Annotated in this window: 12 protein-coding genes; 9 read left to right on the plus strand and 3 right to left on the minus strand. The window is 60.2% G+C overall.

Annotation, left to right across the window (positions count from 1 at the left end; translation table 11 throughout):
• Positions 1 to 115: 115 nt before the first annotated feature.
• From KGB20_RS26105 to KGB20_RS26125, 5 genes are all read left to right on the plus strand, one after another.
• Positions 116 to 2,020, plus strand: coding sequence for a DUF1302 domain-containing protein (locus KGB20_RS26105; RefSeq protein ID WP_057713343.1), 1,905 nt, complete (start codon positions 116 to 118; stop codon positions 2,018 to 2,020).
• Positions 2,021 to 2,048: 28 nt separating this feature from the next.
• Positions 2,049 to 3,413 (plus strand): DUF1329 domain-containing protein, encoded by a 1,365-nt coding sequence (locus KGB20_RS26110; protein WP_150815203.1) that lies wholly within the window; start codon positions 2,049 to 2,051, stop codon positions 3,411 to 3,413.
• A gap of 175 nt (positions 3,414 to 3,588) precedes the next feature.
• The gene (locus tag KGB20_RS26115) at positions 3,589 to 6,327 is read left to right on the plus strand and encodes a LuxR C-terminal-related transcriptional regulator (protein WP_223533216.1); all 2,739 of its coding nucleotides are present in this window, start codon (positions 3,589 to 3,591) and stop codon (positions 6,325 to 6,327) included.
• A 90-nt stretch (positions 6,328 to 6,417) separates the two neighbouring features.
• Positions 6,418 to 7,059, plus strand: coding sequence for an MBL fold metallo-hydrolase (locus tag KGB20_RS26120; RefSeq protein ID WP_154860502.1), 642 nt, complete (start codon positions 6,418 to 6,420; stop codon positions 7,057 to 7,059).
• A gap of 104 nt (positions 7,060 to 7,163) precedes the next feature.
• Positions 7,164 to 7,898 (plus strand): OmpA family protein, encoded by a 735-nt coding sequence (locus KGB20_RS26125; protein WP_102670980.1) that lies wholly within the window; start codon positions 7,164 to 7,166, stop codon positions 7,896 to 7,898.
• A 272-nt stretch (positions 7,899 to 8,170) separates the two neighbouring features.
• Here KGB20_RS26125 and KGB20_RS26130 read toward each other — a convergent pair whose 3' ends face one another.
• The gene (locus KGB20_RS26130; RefSeq protein ID WP_008045970.1) at positions 8,171 to 8,605 is read right to left on the minus strand and encodes a YhcB family protein; all 435 of its coding nucleotides are present in this window, start codon (positions 8,603 to 8,605) and stop codon (positions 8,171 to 8,173) included.
• Between the two features lie 144 nt (positions 8,606 to 8,749).
• On the opposite strand from KGB20_RS26130, the gene KGB20_RS26135 reads away from it, so the two are divergent.
• The 3 genes from KGB20_RS26135 to zapE all read left to right on the plus strand — a co-directional run bounded on the left by KGB20_RS26135 (position 8,750) and on the right by zapE (position 11,944).
• A complete protein-coding gene (locus KGB20_RS26135) occupies positions 8,750 to 9,379 on the plus strand; it encodes an alpha/beta hydrolase (protein ID WP_057713348.1) in 630 nt (209 codons plus the stop codon).
• Between the two features lie 24 nt (positions 9,380 to 9,403).
• Positions 9,404 to 10,759, plus strand: a complete 1,356-nt coding sequence (locus KGB20_RS26140; protein ID WP_150814949.1) for a tryptophan--tRNA ligase — start codon at positions 9,404 to 9,406, stop codon at positions 10,757 to 10,759.
• A gap of 90 nt (positions 10,760 to 10,849) precedes the next feature.
• On the plus strand, positions 10,850 to 11,944 hold the full coding sequence (gene zapE, locus KGB20_RS26145; RefSeq protein ID WP_103396227.1) for a cell division protein ZapE: 1,095 nt from the start codon (positions 10,850 to 10,852) through the stop codon (positions 11,942 to 11,944).
• Between the two features lie 197 nt (positions 11,945 to 12,141).
• On the opposite strand, the gene KGB20_RS26150 is transcribed toward zapE, so the two are convergent.
• Complete coding sequence (locus KGB20_RS26150) at positions 12,142 to 13,062, minus strand: GlxA family transcriptional regulator (RefSeq protein ID WP_174245557.1); 921 nt, start codon at positions 13,060 to 13,062, stop codon at positions 12,142 to 12,144.
• 222 nt (positions 13,063 to 13,284) lie between these two features.
• Between KGB20_RS26150 and KGB20_RS26155 the strand changes: the two genes are divergently transcribed.
• Positions 13,285 to 14,421 (plus strand): acyl-CoA dehydrogenase family protein, encoded by a 1,137-nt coding sequence (locus KGB20_RS26155; protein ID WP_150814948.1) that lies wholly within the window; start codon positions 13,285 to 13,287, stop codon positions 14,419 to 14,421.
• Positions 14,422 to 14,522: 101 nt separating this feature from the next.
• On the opposite strand, the gene KGB20_RS26160 is transcribed toward KGB20_RS26155, so the two are convergent.
• The gene (locus KGB20_RS26160) at positions 14,523 to 15,563 is read right to left on the minus strand and encodes an NADP(H)-dependent aldo-keto reductase (protein WP_154860501.1); all 1,041 of its coding nucleotides are present in this window, start codon (positions 15,561 to 15,563) and stop codon (positions 14,523 to 14,525) included.
• Positions 15,564 to 15,625 lie beyond the last annotated feature (62 nt).

Consider the following 15,625-nt stretch of genomic DNA (forward strand, 5'->3'; position numbering starts at 1 on the left):
CGAACCGGGGCGATGCAACTTTGGAATGACTTTGGGATGCCATGGCTCCCGGTTATCCACAGCGTTTTTAGAAGTGCTCTTGCCATAAAAATAAAATGCACATGGAGTAGCGTCGATGACATCAGCAAACCAGTTCTGGCGCCGGGCGAAACTGCCCCTGGCTGTCAGTCTTGCCTCTACGCTCGCCGGGCCAGCATTCGGCGTCAGTTTCAACGTCGGTGAAATCGAAGGTCAGTTCGACTCATCCCTGTCGATCGGTGCCAGTTGGTCTACCGAAAGTGCCAACAAGAACCTCATCGGTGTCAACAACGGCGGCAAGGGTCTGTCCCAGACTTCTGATGACGGTCACCTGAACTTCAAGAGCGGGGAAACTTTCTCGAAGATCTTCAAGGGCATCCATGACCTTGAACTGAAATACGGCGATACCGGTGTTTTCGTCCGTGGCAAATACTGGTACGACTTTGAACTGAAGGACGAAAGCCGTCCGTTCAAGGACATCAGCGACGACAACCGCAAGGAAGGCGCCAAGTCTGCCGGCGGCCAGATCCTCGACGCCTTCGTCTACCACAACTACTCCATTGCCGATCAGCCAGGCTCCGTGCGTCTGGGCAAGCAGGTCGTGAGCTGGGGTGAAAGTACCTTCATCGGTGGTGGCATCAACTCGATCAACCCGATCGACGTGTCCGCGTTCCGCCGTCCGGGGGCCGAGATCAAGGAAGGCCTGATCCCGGTCAACATGTTCTATGTGTCCCAGAGCCTGACCGAAAACCTCTCGGCCGAAGCGTTCTACCAAATTGAATGGGACCAGACCGTTGTCGACAACTGCGGCACGTTCTTCTCCCAGCCAGACATCGTTGCCGACGGCTGCGACGACAACCTGCGCGTACTGGCCAAGCGCTCGCAAATTCCGGCCATTGCCCTGGGGCCTTTGGCCGCCAACGGCGTCGACGTCAACAATGAGGGTGTTCTGGTGCGTCGTGGCCCCGATCGCGATGCCCGCGACAGCGGCCAGTGGGGCGCGTCCCTCAAGTACATGTTCGATCCGCTGGACACCGAGTTCGGCGCCTACTTCATGAATTACCACAGCCGTGCGCCGATCTTCAGCGCTACCGGTGCGCCGCAGTCGGTCTACAACACTGCAGCGGCCCTCCAGGGCGGCCCGTTCGCCGCACTGGCGCCATTGCTGGTGGCGGGTAATTCGCAGTACTTCATCGAATACCCGGAAGACATCCGCCTCTACGGCCTGAGCTTCTCCACCACCCTGCCTACCGGTACGGCGTGGAGCGGTGAGATCAGCTACCGTCCGAACGCTCCGGTGCAGCTCAACTCCACCGACATCCTGTTCTCCGGTGTTCGTCCTATAGGCAATAACAACCCGAACAACCCGTTGACCAATGCATCGCTGCTTACCGGCGTGCCGGGTCAGGACCTGCACGGGTATCGTCGCAAGGAAGTCACCCAGTTCCAGACCACCCTGACGCACTTCTTCGATCAGGTCATGGGCGCCAGCCGTCTGACCCTGGTGGGCGAAGTGGGCGTGACCCACGTTGGCGGCCTGGAAAGCACTTCCGACGTTCGTTATGGCCGCGATCCGGTCTACGGTCCGGGTGAATTGCCAGCCTCTGGCGCGCTCAATACCTGCGTGACACTCAACAACAGCACCATCAGCGGTGCCGGCCCGGGTACGCCGACCAACAACCGCAGCCGCAACTGCACCGACGAAGGCTTCACCACCGCGACTTCATGGGGCTACCGCGGTCGTGCCATCTGGGAATACAACGACGTGTTTGCCGGTGTGAACCTCAAGCCAAACGTAGCCTGGTCTCATGACGTGGAAGGCTACTCCCCTGGGCCTGGCGGCAACTTCGAGGAAGGCCGCAAGGCGGTGAGCCTGGGTGTCGACGCCGAGTACCAGAACACCTACACCGCGAGCCTGGCCTACACCAACTTCTTCGACGGCAGGTACACCACCGTGGATGACCGCGACTTCGTTGCGCTCAGCCTCGGCGTGAACTTCTAAGCACTGAATTTTCAGGACGAACGAACATATGAAAATAACAAAGAGTCTGTTCCACGCCGGTGTTCTGGGCCTTTCACTGCTGGCGACCAGCGTCATCGCAGCGGTTCCCCAGGCCGAAGCCGACAAACTGGGCAAGAGCTTGACCCCGATGGGCGCTGAAATGGCGGGTAACGCCGACGGTTCGATTCCGGCCTGGAAACCGTTGCCGAAGAATGCCGGAGCGGTCGACAGCAAGGGCTTCCTGTCCGATCCGTACCCGGGTGAAAAACCGCTGTTCACCATCACGGCGCAGAACGTCGACCAGTACAAGGAAAAGCTTGCCCCGGGTCAGTACGCGATGTTCAAGCGCTACCCGGAAACCTTCAAGATGCCGGTCTATCCATCCCACCGCGGTGCCACCGTGCCGGATGAGGTGTTCGCCTCCATCAAGAAGAACGCCACCAACACCAAACTGGTGTCCGGCGGCAACGGCCTGGAGAACTTTGAAACCGCCATTCCGTTCCCGATCCCGAAAAGCGGCGTTGAAGTCATCTGGAACCACATCACCCGCTATCGCGGGGGCAGCGTGACCCGCCTAGTAACCCAGGCCACGCCACAGCCGAACGGCTCGTTCAGCCTGGTGTACTTCCAGGACCAGTTCGTGTTCCGCGACAAGATGAAGGACTACGATCCGGCGAACCCGGGCAACATCCTGTTCTACTTCAAGCAGAAAGTGACCGCGCCGGCGCGTCTGGCCGGTGGTGTACTGCTGGTTCACGAAACCCTCGACCAGGTCAAGGAGCCGCGCTCGGCATGGGTCTACAACGCCGGCCAGCGTCGTGTGCGCCGTGCGCCGCAAGTGTCCTATGACGGCCCGGGTACCGCAGCCGATGGCCTGCGTACCTCCGACAACCTGGACATGTACAACGGTGCACCGGATCGTTACGACTGGAAGCTCGAAGGCAAGAAAGAGATGTACATCGCCTCCGATGCCTACAAGCTCGACGATCCGAAGCTCAAGTACACCGACATCATCAAGGCCGGTCACATCAACCAGGACCTGGCTCGTTACGAGTTGCGTCGTGTGTGGCATGTAGTTGCCACCCTGAAGGAAGGTCAGCGTCACATCTACGCCAAGCGTGACTTCTACATTGACGAAGACACCTGGCAAGCAGCGGTCATCGATCATTACGACGGTCGCGGTCAACTGTGGCGCGTCGCCGAGGCCCATGCCGAGAACTACTACGACAAGCAAGTACCGTGGTATGCCCTTGAAACCCTGTACGACCTGCAATCGGGTCGTTACCTGGCGCTGGGCATGAAGAACGAAGAGAAGTCGGCCTATGACTTCGGCTTCACTGCCACCACCAGCGACTTCACCCCGGCCGCCTTGCGTCAGGATGGTGTTCGCTAAAGTGAACTGAGTAGAGGCCGCACCCTCTGAAAACGCCCCGACTGGTTCGGGGCGTTTTTTTTGCTTGTAGACTTTTTGTAGCCATTTGTAGCAATTACCTTCATTCCCTATCCGTTTACGGCTAGTCTGCGGACATCTGCAACGCCGCCACCCGCAATTCAAACAAGAGCCGGCTATGACTGATTTGTCTACATCCCCAGGTTCTGCAAACGTTGCTGTCGCGACACTCGACGGGCGCTTCTTCCGCCCGCCGTTGCCCGACGGCCATGTGCTGCGTCCACGTTTGTGCGAGCGCCTGAGTGCCGGGCTCGGTGGCAGGTTATTGCTGGTCAGCGCACCGGCAGGGTTCGGCAAGAGTTCGTTGGCGGTGGAGTTTTGTCAGGGGTTGCCGGCGCACTGGCAAAGTCTCTGGCTGGGGTTGAGCCCGCGAGACAGTGACCCGGGACGTTTTCTCGAACGCCTGCTGGAAGGCCTCCAGGACTACTTCCCGCACCTGGGCAGGCAATCGCTCGGGCTGTTGAAAATGCGCCAGCGCCATCAGCCTTTCGCATTCGAAGAATGGCTGGATGGCCTGCTCGACGAATTGGCCGAGCACTTGTCCACCGCGACGCCATTGCTGCTGGTGCTGGATGATTACCATCTGGCCCAGGGGCCGGTACTGGACCGTTGCCTGCAATTTTTCCTCAATCATCTCCCGGATGGCTTGCTGGTGATGGTCACCAGTCGCCAACGTCCCGACTGGCATCTGGCGCGGCTGCGGCTGTCGCGACAACTGCTTGAATTGCATGAACAGGATCTGCGCCTGACCCACGACGAGGCCTTGAGCCTGCTCGACCGGCACAGCAGTTCCTTGCGCGGTGAAGCACTGGAAAACCTGATCCAGCGCAGCGAAGGTTGGGTCGCGGGGTTGCGTTTCTGGCTGCTGGCCGCCTCGGAGGCGGGTACCGACGGCGCGCTGCCGCAATCGTTGCACGGCGGGGAAGGGCTGATCCGCGATTACCTGCTCGAAGAGGTCATCGATTGCCTGCCCGCCGAGGTCCAGTCGTTCCTCTACGACACGGCGCCCCAGGAGCGTTTTTGCAGCGAACTGTGCGATGCCGTTCGCGACGCCCATGACAGCGGCGAAATCCTGCGCTTCCTGCTCGCCCACCAGGTGTTCCTGGTGCCGCTGGACGAGCACGGCCACTGGTATCGTTACCATCACCTGTTTTCCGATCTGTTGCGCACGCGCCCGACTTCCCAGTCGATGGTGCCGGCCGCCAGCCTGCACCTGCGTGCCTGCCGCTGGTTCAATGCCCAGGGACTGCTCGATGAGGCCGTGGAACAGGCCTTGCGCGCCGGTCACCTGGACGTCGCGGCGAACCTGGTGCAGAACCTCTCCGAGGAGCAACTGCTGGCCGAGCAGAATGTCGGCATGTTGCTGCGCTGGAAAATGGACTTGCCCGACAGCTTGCTGATCAGCACGCCGCGGCTGATCGTGCTCTATAGCTGGGCGTTGGGGATGGCTTGCCAACTGGATGCCGCCGAAGAGCTGGCCAGCCATTTGAGCCGTTTCCTGCCTGCTCCGTCGGCCACCGCACAGAAGTCGATGCTCGCTCAATGGCTGGCGTTGAGCGGCATCATTGCCCGTGGACGCGGCAACCGCGAACTGACGCTGCGGTACTGCCGCGAAGCGTTGGAAAGTCTTCCGTGCAAGCGTTACGGCCAGCGCCTGATGTGCCTTTCGACCCTGTCCAACCTCGCCATTGCCGACGGCGATTTGTGGCGGGCACGGGGATTGAACCGCGAATCGCTGGAGTTGGCGCAACGGGTCGGCAACCCCTTGTTCGAAGCACTGGCGCACTACGACCGCGCCCGGGTGTTGCAAGCACGAGGGGAAATCTGTCGGGCGCTGGAAGAAGTCCGTCAGGGAATGCAGCGCCTGCAGAGCTTGCCTGCGCAACGACTGTATGCGGTTCGCGCCCGGCTGACCTTGTACGAGGGCTTTTTGCTGGCCCTGCGCATGCAGCCGCAATTGGCGCGGGTGCGATTGCAGGCCGGTTTGAGCGAGGCGCGCGCCTGCCGTGACATCAGCGTGCTGATCGGCCACTGCGTGATTGCCAGGCTGGAAGGCAGCAGTGGCGAGTTCGCCAAGGCCTTTGCCGAGCTTGCCGAAGCCGAACGGCTCATGCACATCTGGGATGTGCCACCGATCTACTACCTGGCCATGATCACCCTGGTCAAATGTGAACTCTGGCTGGCCCAGGGGCGCACTGACCTGGCCGAAGCCTGGCTGGCGCGCCTGGGACAGACCTATAACGGCGAAAACGCGGCGGCACCACCGGAGTTCCATCCGCAATTGCCGCTGCATATCGAATTGCAACAAGCCTTGCTCGACGTCATCCAGGGCCAACCGATGCTGGCCGAAGGGCGTTTGAATGCACTGCTCGAACATGGCCAGCAAAGCGGTCGGCAGATGCTCAGCGCCATGGCGCTGACCCAGAAAGTGGTGTTGTTGCTGGGTAGCGGACGGGAACCGGAAGCACGCAAGGCACTGGCCCAGGCGCTGGACGCCGCCGGCGGAGGGGTGCTGCAACCCTTCGAGGGCTTGTTGGCCGAGCACCCGGACTGGCTGCGTGGGCAGCTTCAAAGCTGTCCGCCAACCCCCGTTTCCCTGAGCCTCAGTGAAAAACTGCCGGCATTGGCTGCCCGTCCCGGGCTGGAGTCCTGTGCAGCCGCGGAGCAACTCAGCGCCCGGGAAATGGCGGTCCTGCGATTGATCGCCCAGGGCTGTTCGAACCAGGAAATCAGCGATCAGCTGTTTATTTCCCTGCACACGGTCAAGACCCACGCCAGCCATATCAATAGCAAACTCGGGGTCGAGCGGCGTACGCAGGCGGTGGCGCGAGCCAAGGAATTGGGGGTACTGGGTTAAGGATTTTTCACGTTACACATCGCGGCCATTGGCTGGATACTCAATTGTGAGAAAATCACTCATCCCCCGTTTATCGAGCAGGCCCCGCCGATGTCCCAACAACCCACCCTCATTCGCGAAACCTTCCCCGTCGGCCCATTGCAGTGCAACTGCACGATCATCGGCGATCCGGTAACGAAAAAGGCCATCGTCGTCGATCCAGGTGGCAATCATGAGCTGATCCTGGCGCGGCTCGACGCCCTGGGGCTGAAAGTGGTCAGCATCATTCACACCCACGCCCACCTCGATCATTTCCTGGCTTCCGGTCAACTCAAGGAGAAAACCGGCGCGACGCTGCATCTGCACAAGGAAGACCAGTTTCTCTGGGACAACCTGGAAATGCAGTGCCAGATGTTCGGCGTTCCTTATACCCCGGTGCCATCCCCGGATCGCTGGCTGGCCGATGATGAAGAACTGGCTTGCGGCTGCGGCGTGGCGCTGCACACGCCAGGTCATACGCCGGGCTCCATGAGCTTCTGGTTTTCCGAGGCCAAGCTGCTGATTGCCGGTGATACGCTGTTTCGTCGCGGCGTCGGACGCACGGATTTGTGGGGCGGCGACCAGGCGGCCATCGTGCGCTCGATCAAGCAGCGGCTGTACACCCTCGACGAAGACGCAACCGTGGTGACCGGGCATGGTCCGGACACCCGCCTGGGCGATGAAATGCGCGAAAACCCCTTTGTTCGGGGCTGATTTGTAACATTCGGAATTTTTACCCGTTAACATGATCCAACGCCCGCAAAGGCTGATGCCTTGGTCCGTTGCACCACAGAATGCAAAAAAAGTAGGAGCTTTACATGTTCACCATGCGTCGTTTGATGATTGTCGCTACTGCCGTGGCCGTACTGTCCGGCTGTGCCTCGCCCAACCCTTATGACGGTCAGCCGCAGGGTCAGGCGGATGGCAGCTCCCAAGGCATGAGCAAGACCGCGAAATACGGTGGCCTCGGCGCTCTGGCCGGTGCGCTGGCCGGTGCTGCGATCAACCACGATAACCGTGGCAAGGGCGCACTGATCGGTGCTGCGGTGGTCGGTGCTTCCGCCGCCGGTTACGGCTACTACGCCGATCAGCAAGAGAAAAAGCTGCGCGCCAGCATGGCCAACACCGGTGTCGAAGTGCAGCGCCAGGGCGACCAGATCAAGCTGATCATGCCGGGCAACATCACGTTCGCTACCGATTCGGCGAACATTGCCCCAAGTTTCTATCAGCCGCTGAACAACCTGGCGGGCTCGCTCAAAGAGTTCAACCAGAACCAGATCGAGATCGTCGGCTATACCGACAGCACCGGCAGCCGCCAGCACAACATGGACCTGTCCCAGCGTCGCGCCCAGAGCGTGGCAACCTACCTGACCTCGCAAGGTGTCAGCGGTGCCAATCTGAGCGCCCGTGGCGCCGGTCCGGATAGCCCGGTTGCCAGTAACGGCGACGCCAATGGCCGGGCGCAGAACCGCCGTGTAGAGGTCAACCTCAAGGCGATTCCGGGCCAGGAGTATGGTGGTCAGCAGCAAGGTCAGGTTCAGCAGTACCCTTGATCGTCTGATTGAACCCCAGGCGTAGAAAAGCCCGCTCGATCTTCTACGGATCGGGTGGGCTTTTTTGTCGTCAGTTCCGGCCCCTTCGCGGGCAAGCCCGCTCCCACAGGTCATGTGTTGGATGCAGATTTTGTGTACGACATCGACCATTGTGGGAGCGGGCTTGCCCGCGAAGAGGCCAGACCAGGCAGCAGGAATCTGGAACGGACAGAAACAAAAAAGCCCCCGGACCAGTGAAAGTCCGGGGGCTTTTTGTATGGCGCGAAAGCTGATTACTTCTTCAGGCCATAATGCTCATCGAGCATGCCCGGCGAGTTCGGGGCTTTCGGTGCGTAGTCGCGAGGCGGCTCCTGATCGCGCGGTGGCGTCAGGCGTTCACGGGGTGCCTGCGCCGCGTCGGCGTGCAGGGAAGCCAGCAGGCGTTGGCGAGTCTGTTCGTCCAGGGCCAGGCGGTTGGCGCCCTCGGCGAGATGGTCCTGCACTTCCTGATAGCTCTGAGTCAGTTTCTTGACCAGTGTCGCGGTGCTGTTGAAGTGGGTCACCACCTCGTTCTGATAACTGTCGAAACGTTCCTGAATATCGTCCAGCTGACGCTGCGTGCGGCTGGGCGCGGCGTTCGGTGCAACGCGAGCGATCAGGAACCCAATGGCGACACCCACAACCAGGGCAAGAGTCGGTAACAACCAAACTAAGAGCGAGTGTTCCACGAGTCCTTCCTCTATAAACGGCTTTGCTTTACGTTAACGGCTCGAACCTGCGCTGTATACCGCGATTCACTCGCAATAGACAGCCACAGACAATTTGCTAGACGAGTCGACCTGATCCGAGGTCACGGAGTTCCTTCCTTGCTTATGCGTGAAACCCCTGTAGTGATTGATGGCCCGGTGGGTCAACTGGAAGCACTGTACCTGGACAACGAGCAGGCGCGTGGCCTGGCGCTGATCTGCCATCCGAACCCGGTGCAGGGCGGCACCATGCTCAACAAAGTGGTCTCGACCCTGCAGCGCACCGCGCGTGATGCCGGTTTGATTACTTTGCGTTTCAACTACCGCGGGGTGGGTGCCAGTGAAGGTACACATGATATGGGCACCGGCGAAGTCGATGATGCCCAGGCTGTGGCCGAATGGTTTCGCGCCAGACACCCGCAATTGCCACTGACCCTGTTCGGTTTCTCCTTCGGTGGATTTGTTGCAGCAAGTCTTGGCGGACGCCTGGAAGCGAAGGGCGAACCGCTCAAACATCTGTTCATGGTCGCACCGGCGGTCATGCGCCTGAGCGCTCAGGACTCACTGCCACAGCAGGGCGAACTGACCCTGATCCAGCCGGAAACCGACGAAGTGATCGATCCGCAGTTGGTTTACCAATGGTCCGACACGCTTGAACGTCCCCATGAGCTGCTGAAAGTGGCAGAATGCGGACACTTTTTTCATGGCAAGCTGACCGATCTCAAGGATCTGATCCTGCCGCGTCTCTCGAATTGATTGCAGTCTGACAAGCGATTACCCATGACGACTCGTACCCGTATCCTCACCGGCATCACCACCACCGGCACGCCGCACCTGGGCAACTACGCCGGTGCCATCCGCCCGGCGATCCTGGCCAGCCGTGACAGCAATGCCGACTCGTTCTACTTTTTGGCGGACTACCACGCCCTGATCAAGTGCGATGACCCGCTGCGCATCCAGCGCTCGCGTCTGGAAATCGCTGCGACCTGGCTGGCCGGTGGCCTGAATGTCGACCGCGTGACCTTCTACCGCCAGTCCGACATCCCGGAAATCCCCGAGCTGACCTGGCTGCTGACCTGCGTCGCCGCCAAGGGCCTGCTCAACCGCGCCCACGCCTACAAGGCTTCGGTGGACAAGAACGTCGAGAACGGCGAGGACCCGGATGCAGGCATCACCATGGGCCTTTACAGCTACCCGGTGCTGATGGCCGCGGACATCCTGATGTTCAATGCGCACAAGGTGCCGGTCGGTCGTGACCAGATCCAGCACGTGGAAATGGCGCGGGACATCGGCCAGCGCTTCAACCATCTTTTTGGCCAGGGCAAAGAGTTCTTCACCATGCCCGAGGCGTTGATCGAAGAGAGCGTCGCCACGTTGCCAGGCCTGGATGGTCGCAAGATGTCGAAGAGCTACGACAACACCATCCCGCTGTTCAGCAGTGCCAAAGAGATGAAGGACGCGATTTCGCGGATCGTCACCGACTCCCGCGCACCGGGCGAAGCCAAGGATCCGGACAACTCGCACCTGTTCACCCTGTTCCAGGCGTTTGCCACCCCGGCGCAAGCCGACGAGTTCCGCAGCGAACTGTTGCAGGGCCTGGGTTGGGGCGAGGCGAAGAATCGTCTGTTCCAGTTGCTCGACAACGAACTGGGCGAATCCCGCGAGCGTTATAACCAGCTGATCGAGCGCCCGGCGGATCTGGAGGACATCCTGCAACACGGCGCGAAAAAGGCCCGTGCGGTAGCGACACCCTTCCTCAACGAACTGCGTGAAGCGGTGGGCCTGCGCTCCTTCGTTGCCCAGACTCAAGTGGCGGCGACCACCAAGAAGAAAGCCGTGAAGGCTGCACGTTTTGTCAGCTTCCGTGAAGACGACGGCAGTTTCCGCTTCCGTCTGCTGGCGGCGGATGGCGAACAACTGCTGCTGTCGCGCAACTTCGCCGACGGTAAAACCGCCGGGCAGGTGACCAAGCAACTGCAAGCGGGCCAGGCATTGGACGTGCGCAGTGAAGACCTGGGCTTCAGCGTCTGGCTGGAAGGCGAGTGCGTTGCCGACAGCCCGGCGTTTGCCGACAGCGCCGCCCGTGATGCTGCCATCGAAGCCTTGCGCATTGCCCTGACGCCGGTTCAGGAATAAACAACGGTTCGGCCCGACCAAGGGCCGATTGCCATTCCTCGGGGTCGTCGCTACAGTGTCGGCCCGTTTTTGTTGCCTTGCTAACGAATTATGACGCCCCTAGAACGATATCAAGCTGATCTGAAACGCCCGGAATTCTTCCATGACGCCGCGCAGGAAACTGCCGTGCGTCATTTGCAGCGCCTGTACGACGACCTGGTCGCGGCCGAGCAAAACAAGCCGGGCCTGCTGGGCAAGTTGTTTGGCAAGAAGGATCAGACCCCGGTCAAGGGCCTGTATTTCTGGGGCGGCGTAGGTCGCGGCAAGACTTACCTGGTGGACACCTTCTTCGAAGCGCTGCCCTTCAAGGAAAAGTCCCGCACCCACTTCCACCGCTTCATGAAGCGCGTGCACGAAGAGATGAAAACCCTGGGCGGCGAGAAAAACCCGCTGACCATCATCGCCAAGCGCTTCGCCACCGAAGCCCGGGTCATCTGCTTCGATGAATTCTTCGTTTCCGACATCACCGACGCCATGATCCTTGGCACCCTGATGGAAGAACTGTTCAAGAACGGCGTAACCCTGGTCGCGACTTCGAACATCGTGCCGGATGGCCTGTACAAGGATGGCCTGCAACGCGCGCGCTTCCTGCCGGCCATTGCGCTGATCAAGCAGAATACCGAGATCGTCAACGTCGACAGCGGCGTCGACTATCGTCTGCGTCACCTCGAACAGGCCGAGCTGTTCCACTACCCACTCGACGAAGCCGCCAACGAAAGCCTGCGCAAGAGCTTCCGTGCACTGACACCGGAATGCACGGCAGCGGTCGAAAATGACGTGCTGATGATCGAAAACCGCGAAATCCGTGCCCTGCGCACCTGCGATGACGTGGCCTGGTTCGACTTCCGCGAACTGTGCGACGGCCCGCGCAGCCAGAACGATTACATCGAGCTGGGCAAGATCTTCCACGCCGTGCTGCTCAGCGATGTCGAGCAGATGAGTGTCACCACCGACGACATCGCCCGACGCTTCATCAACATGGTCGACGAGTTCTACGACCGTAACGTGAAGCTGATCATTTCTGCTGAAGTCGAGCTAAAGGATCTCTACACCGGCGGGCGCTTGAATTTCGAATTCCAGCGTACCCTCAGCCGACTGCTGGAAATGCAATCCCACGAATTCCTGTCCAGGGCGCACAAGCCGTAAGACAGTTCGGTGCACAAAAAAGGCCTGCAAATGCAGGCCTTTTTTGTGCACCGAAGAACCCCTTTTGGGCTCAACAAAGTCTGTGTGGGAGCGAGCTTGCTCGCGATGACGGCGGCACATTCAGTATTGATGTGACTGATGCGCCGCTATCGCGAGCAAGCTCGCTCCCACAGGGGGGGGCATTTGTATGTCTGTGATTACGCCGCCTGCTGAAACTGCTGCCGATACTGATTCGGTGACAACTCCGTGTGCTGGCGGAACAGCCGCGCAAAGAAGCTCGCATCGTCATAGCCAACCTCGTAGCTGATGGTCTTGATGCTCTTGCGGCTGCCGGACAGCAAGCCCTTGGCGGTTTCGATGCGCAGGCGTTGCAGGTAATGCAGTGGCTTGTCGCCGGTGGCGGTCTGAAAGCGGCGCATGAAGTTGCGGATGCTCATGCCGTGTTCGCGGGCAACGTCCTCGAAACGGAACTTGTCGGCGAAGTGTTCTTCGAGCCAGTGCTGGATCTGCAGGATGATCACGTCCTGGTGCAGCTTCTGCCCGCCGAATCCAATCCGTCCCGGTGAATAGCTGCGCTGCACTTCATAGAGGATGTCTCGGGCTACGGCCTGGGACACGTTGGCGCCGCAGAAGCGCTCGATCAGGTAGATGTACAGGTCGCATGCCGAGGTGGTGCCGCCGGCGCAGTACAGGTTGTCGGCATCGGTCAGGTGTTTGTCCTGATTGAGCTGGACCTTGGGGAAGCGTTCGGCGAAGGCATTGAAGAAGCGCCAGTAAGTGGTCGCTTCCTTGCCATTGAGCAGCCCGGCTTCGGCCAGCCAGAAAACACCAGTGGCCTCGCCGCACAGTACGGCACCGCGTGCATGTTGCTGGCGCAGCCAGGGCAGGATTTGCGGGTAACGTTTGCTGAGGTTGTCGAAATCGTCCCAGAACGCGGGAAGAACGATGATGTCGGCGTTTTCCAGTCCGCCGTCCACCGGAATCATCACATCGCTGAAGGTGTTGACCGGCTTGCCATCGGGGCTGACCAGGCGGGTTTCGAACGCCGGTGTCAGGCCCTGGCCCAGCTGTTTGCCGTAGCGCAGGCTGGCGAGATGGAAGAAATCCTTGGCTTGCATGAGGGTGGAAGCGAAAACCCGGTCGATGGCCAGGATGCTGACGCGCCGCAGGGGCGTGGAGGCTTGGTTAGACATAATTCAACTTTATTTTTATAGGGGGAAGTGGTCACCAGACGGCTGGATCGTCTTATTTTTTGTCGGATGTGTCCAGTGTCCTGTATCGGAAGCGAGGCATAGTCTCTGAAGGTCAACTCCTTCTAAAAACAAAGATAAAGGTGCCGCATGATCCCCAGAACCCTGTTCAGTTCCGAGCACGAGCTTTTCCGCGACAGCGTGCGGACGTTCCTCGAAAAAGAGGCGGTGCCGTTCCATGGGCAATGGGAAAAACAAGGCTATATCGACCGCAAACTCTGGAACAAGGCTGGGGAGGCGGGGATGCTTTGCTCGCACTTGCCGGAAGAGTACGGCGGCCTGGGGGCGGACTTTCTCTACAGTGCGGTGGTGATCGAAGAAGTGGGGCGACTTGGCCTGACCGGCATCGGTTTTTCCTTGCACTCGGACATCGTGGCGCCCTACATCCTGCATTACGGCAGTGAGACGCTGAAGCACAAATACCTGCCGAAACTGGTGTCCGGCGAGATGGTTACCGCGATCGCCATGACTGAACCGGGCGCCGGTTCCGATCTGCAAGGGGTGAAAACCACGGCCGTGCTCGATGGCGATGAGTACGTGATCAATGGCTCCAAGACCTTTATCACCAACGGCTACCTGGCCGATCTGGTGATCGTCGTCGCCAAGACCGATCCGAAGGCTGGCGCGAAGGGCACGAGTCTGTTTCTGGTGGAGGCCAATACGCCGGGCTTCGACAAGGGCAAGCGCCTGGAGAAGGTCGGAATGAAAGCCCAGGACACCTCGGAGCTGTTCTTCCAGGATGTGCGGGTGCCCAAGGAAAACCTGCTGGGCCAGGCCGGTATGGGCTTTGCCTACCTGATGCAGGAGTTGCCCCAGGAGCGCCTCACGGTGGCCATTGGCGGGCTTGCTTCAGCCGAAGCGGCGCTGCAATGGACGCTGGACTACACCCGTGAGCGCAAGGCGTTCGGCAAGTCGATCGCCGACTTCCAGAATACCCGGTTCAAACTGGCGGAGATGGCCACGGAAATCCAGATCGGCCGCGTCTTCGTCGACCGCTGCCTGGAGCTGCACCTGCAAGGCAAGCTCGACGTGCCGACGGCGGCGATGGCCAAGTACTGGGGCACCGACCTGCAGTGCAAGGTGCTCGACGAGTGTGTGCAGTTGCACGGTGGCTACGGGTTCATGTGGGAGTACCCGATCGCGCGGGCATGGGCGGATGCACGGGTGCAGCGGATCTATGCCGGGACGAACGAGATCATGAAGGAGATTATTGCGCGGTCGCTTTGATTTGCGCTGACCGGGCGGACGCCATCGCGGGCAAGCCCGCTCCCACAGGTATCACCGAACCTGTGGGAGCGGGCTTGCCCGCGATTGGTTTTAAAGATCAATCAAGGCGCAGGATTCGGATGATCCTTGTGAATCGTCTCGATCCCTTCCAGCACTTCCTCCGACAGCTTCAAGTCGAAACTGGCGATGTTGCTCTCCAGTTGCTCCATCGTCGTCGCGCCAATGATGTTGCTGGTCACGAATGGCTGCTGCGTCACGAACGCCAGGGCCATTTGCGCCGGGTCAAGGCCGTGCTCGCGAGCCAGGGCCACGTAACGGCTGCATGCCGCTTCCGACTGCGGGTTGAAATAGCGGCTGAAGCGACTGTAGAGGCTCAGGCGACCTTTTGGCGGGCGGGCGCCGCCTTCGTACTTGCCTGACAGGAAGCCGAACGCCAGCGGCGAATAGGCGAGCAGGCCGCATTGCTCGCGGATGGCAATTTCCGCCAGGCCGACTTCGAAGCTGCGGTTGAGCAGGTTGTACGGGTTCTGGATCGATACGGCACGCGGCCAGCCACGGGCTTCGGCCAGGGCCAGGAAACGCATGGTGCCCCATGGCGTCTCGTTGGACAGGCCGATGTGGCGGATCTTGCCGGCGCGGACCTGCTCGTCCAGCGCTTCGAGGGTGTCCTCCAGAGGCGTCAGGTTGGCTTCGATCTTGTGCTTGTAGCCCAGTTGCCCGAAGAAGTTGGTGCTGCGCTCCGGCCAGTGCAGTTGGTACAGGTCGATGTAATCGGTTTGCAGGCGCTGGAGGCTGGCATCCACCGCTTCGGTGATGTGCTGGCGGTTGTGGCGCAGGTTTTTGTCGCGGATGTAGTCGATGGTGTTGCCGGGGCCGGCGATCTTGCTGGCCAGGATCCAGTCGGCGCGATCGCCGCGGCTTTTGAAATAATTGCCGATGTAGCGTTCGGTGGTGGCGTAGGTTTCGGCCTTGGGTGGCACCGGGTACATCTCGGCGGTGTCGATGAAGTTGATCCCGGCACTCTTGGCCCGCTCAATCTGGGCGAAGGCGTCTGCCTCGCTGTTTTGCTCGCCCCAGGTCATGGTCCCGAGGCAGAGGGCACTCACGTTCAGATTGGTTCGGCCTAGCTGGCGATAGTCCATCGGGTGCTCCTTGGGCAAAACAATCATAAAAGCAGGTTGAATTATTTTTCGCAATCTGCATA

The sequence above is a fragment of the Pseudomonas sp. BF-R-30 genome, from assembly GCF_019956175.1.
Lineage (GTDB): Bacteria > Pseudomonadota > Gammaproteobacteria > Pseudomonadales > Pseudomonadaceae > Aquipseudomonas > Aquipseudomonas jessenii.

Excerpts from the sequence above, each read along its gene's own strand:
- KGB20_RS26105 (WP_057713343.1), top strand. The coding sequence starts at position 116 with ATGACATCAGCAAACCAGTTCTGGCGCCGGGCGAAACTGCCCCTGGCT.
- KGB20_RS26110 (WP_150815203.1), top strand. The coding sequence starts at position 2,049 with ATGAAAATAACAAAGAGTCTGTTCCACGCCGGTGTTCTGGGCCTTTCA.
- KGB20_RS26120 (WP_154860502.1), top strand. The coding sequence starts at position 6,418 with ATGTCCCAACAACCCACCCTCATTCGCGAAACCTTCCCCGTCGGCCCA.
- KGB20_RS26125 (WP_102670980.1), top strand. The coding sequence starts at position 7,164 with ATGTTCACCATGCGTCGTTTGATGATTGTCGCTACTGCCGTGGCCGTA.
- KGB20_RS26150 (WP_174245557.1), bottom strand. The coding sequence starts at position 13,062 with ATGCAAGCCAAGGATTTCTTCCATCTCGCCAGCCTGCGCTACGGCAAA.
- KGB20_RS26140 (WP_150814949.1), top strand. The coding sequence starts at position 9,404 with ATGACGACTCGTACCCGTATCCTCACCGGCATCACCACCACCGGCACG.
- KGB20_RS26135 (WP_057713348.1), top strand. The coding sequence starts at position 8,750 with ATGCGTGAAACCCCTGTAGTGATTGATGGCCCGGTGGGTCAACTGGAA.
- KGB20_RS26115 (WP_223533216.1), top strand. The coding sequence starts at position 3,589 with ATGACTGATTTGTCTACATCCCCAGGTTCTGCAAACGTTGCTGTCGCG.
- KGB20_RS26155 (WP_150814948.1), top strand. The coding sequence starts at position 13,285 with ATGATCCCCAGAACCCTGTTCAGTTCCGAGCACGAGCTTTTCCGCGAC.
- zapE (WP_103396227.1), top strand. The coding sequence starts at position 10,850 with ATGACGCCCCTAGAACGATATCAAGCTGATCTGAAACGCCCGGAATTC.
- KGB20_RS26160 (WP_154860501.1), bottom strand. The coding sequence starts at position 15,563 with ATGGACTATCGCCAGCTAGGCCGAACCAATCTGAACGTGAGTGCCCTC.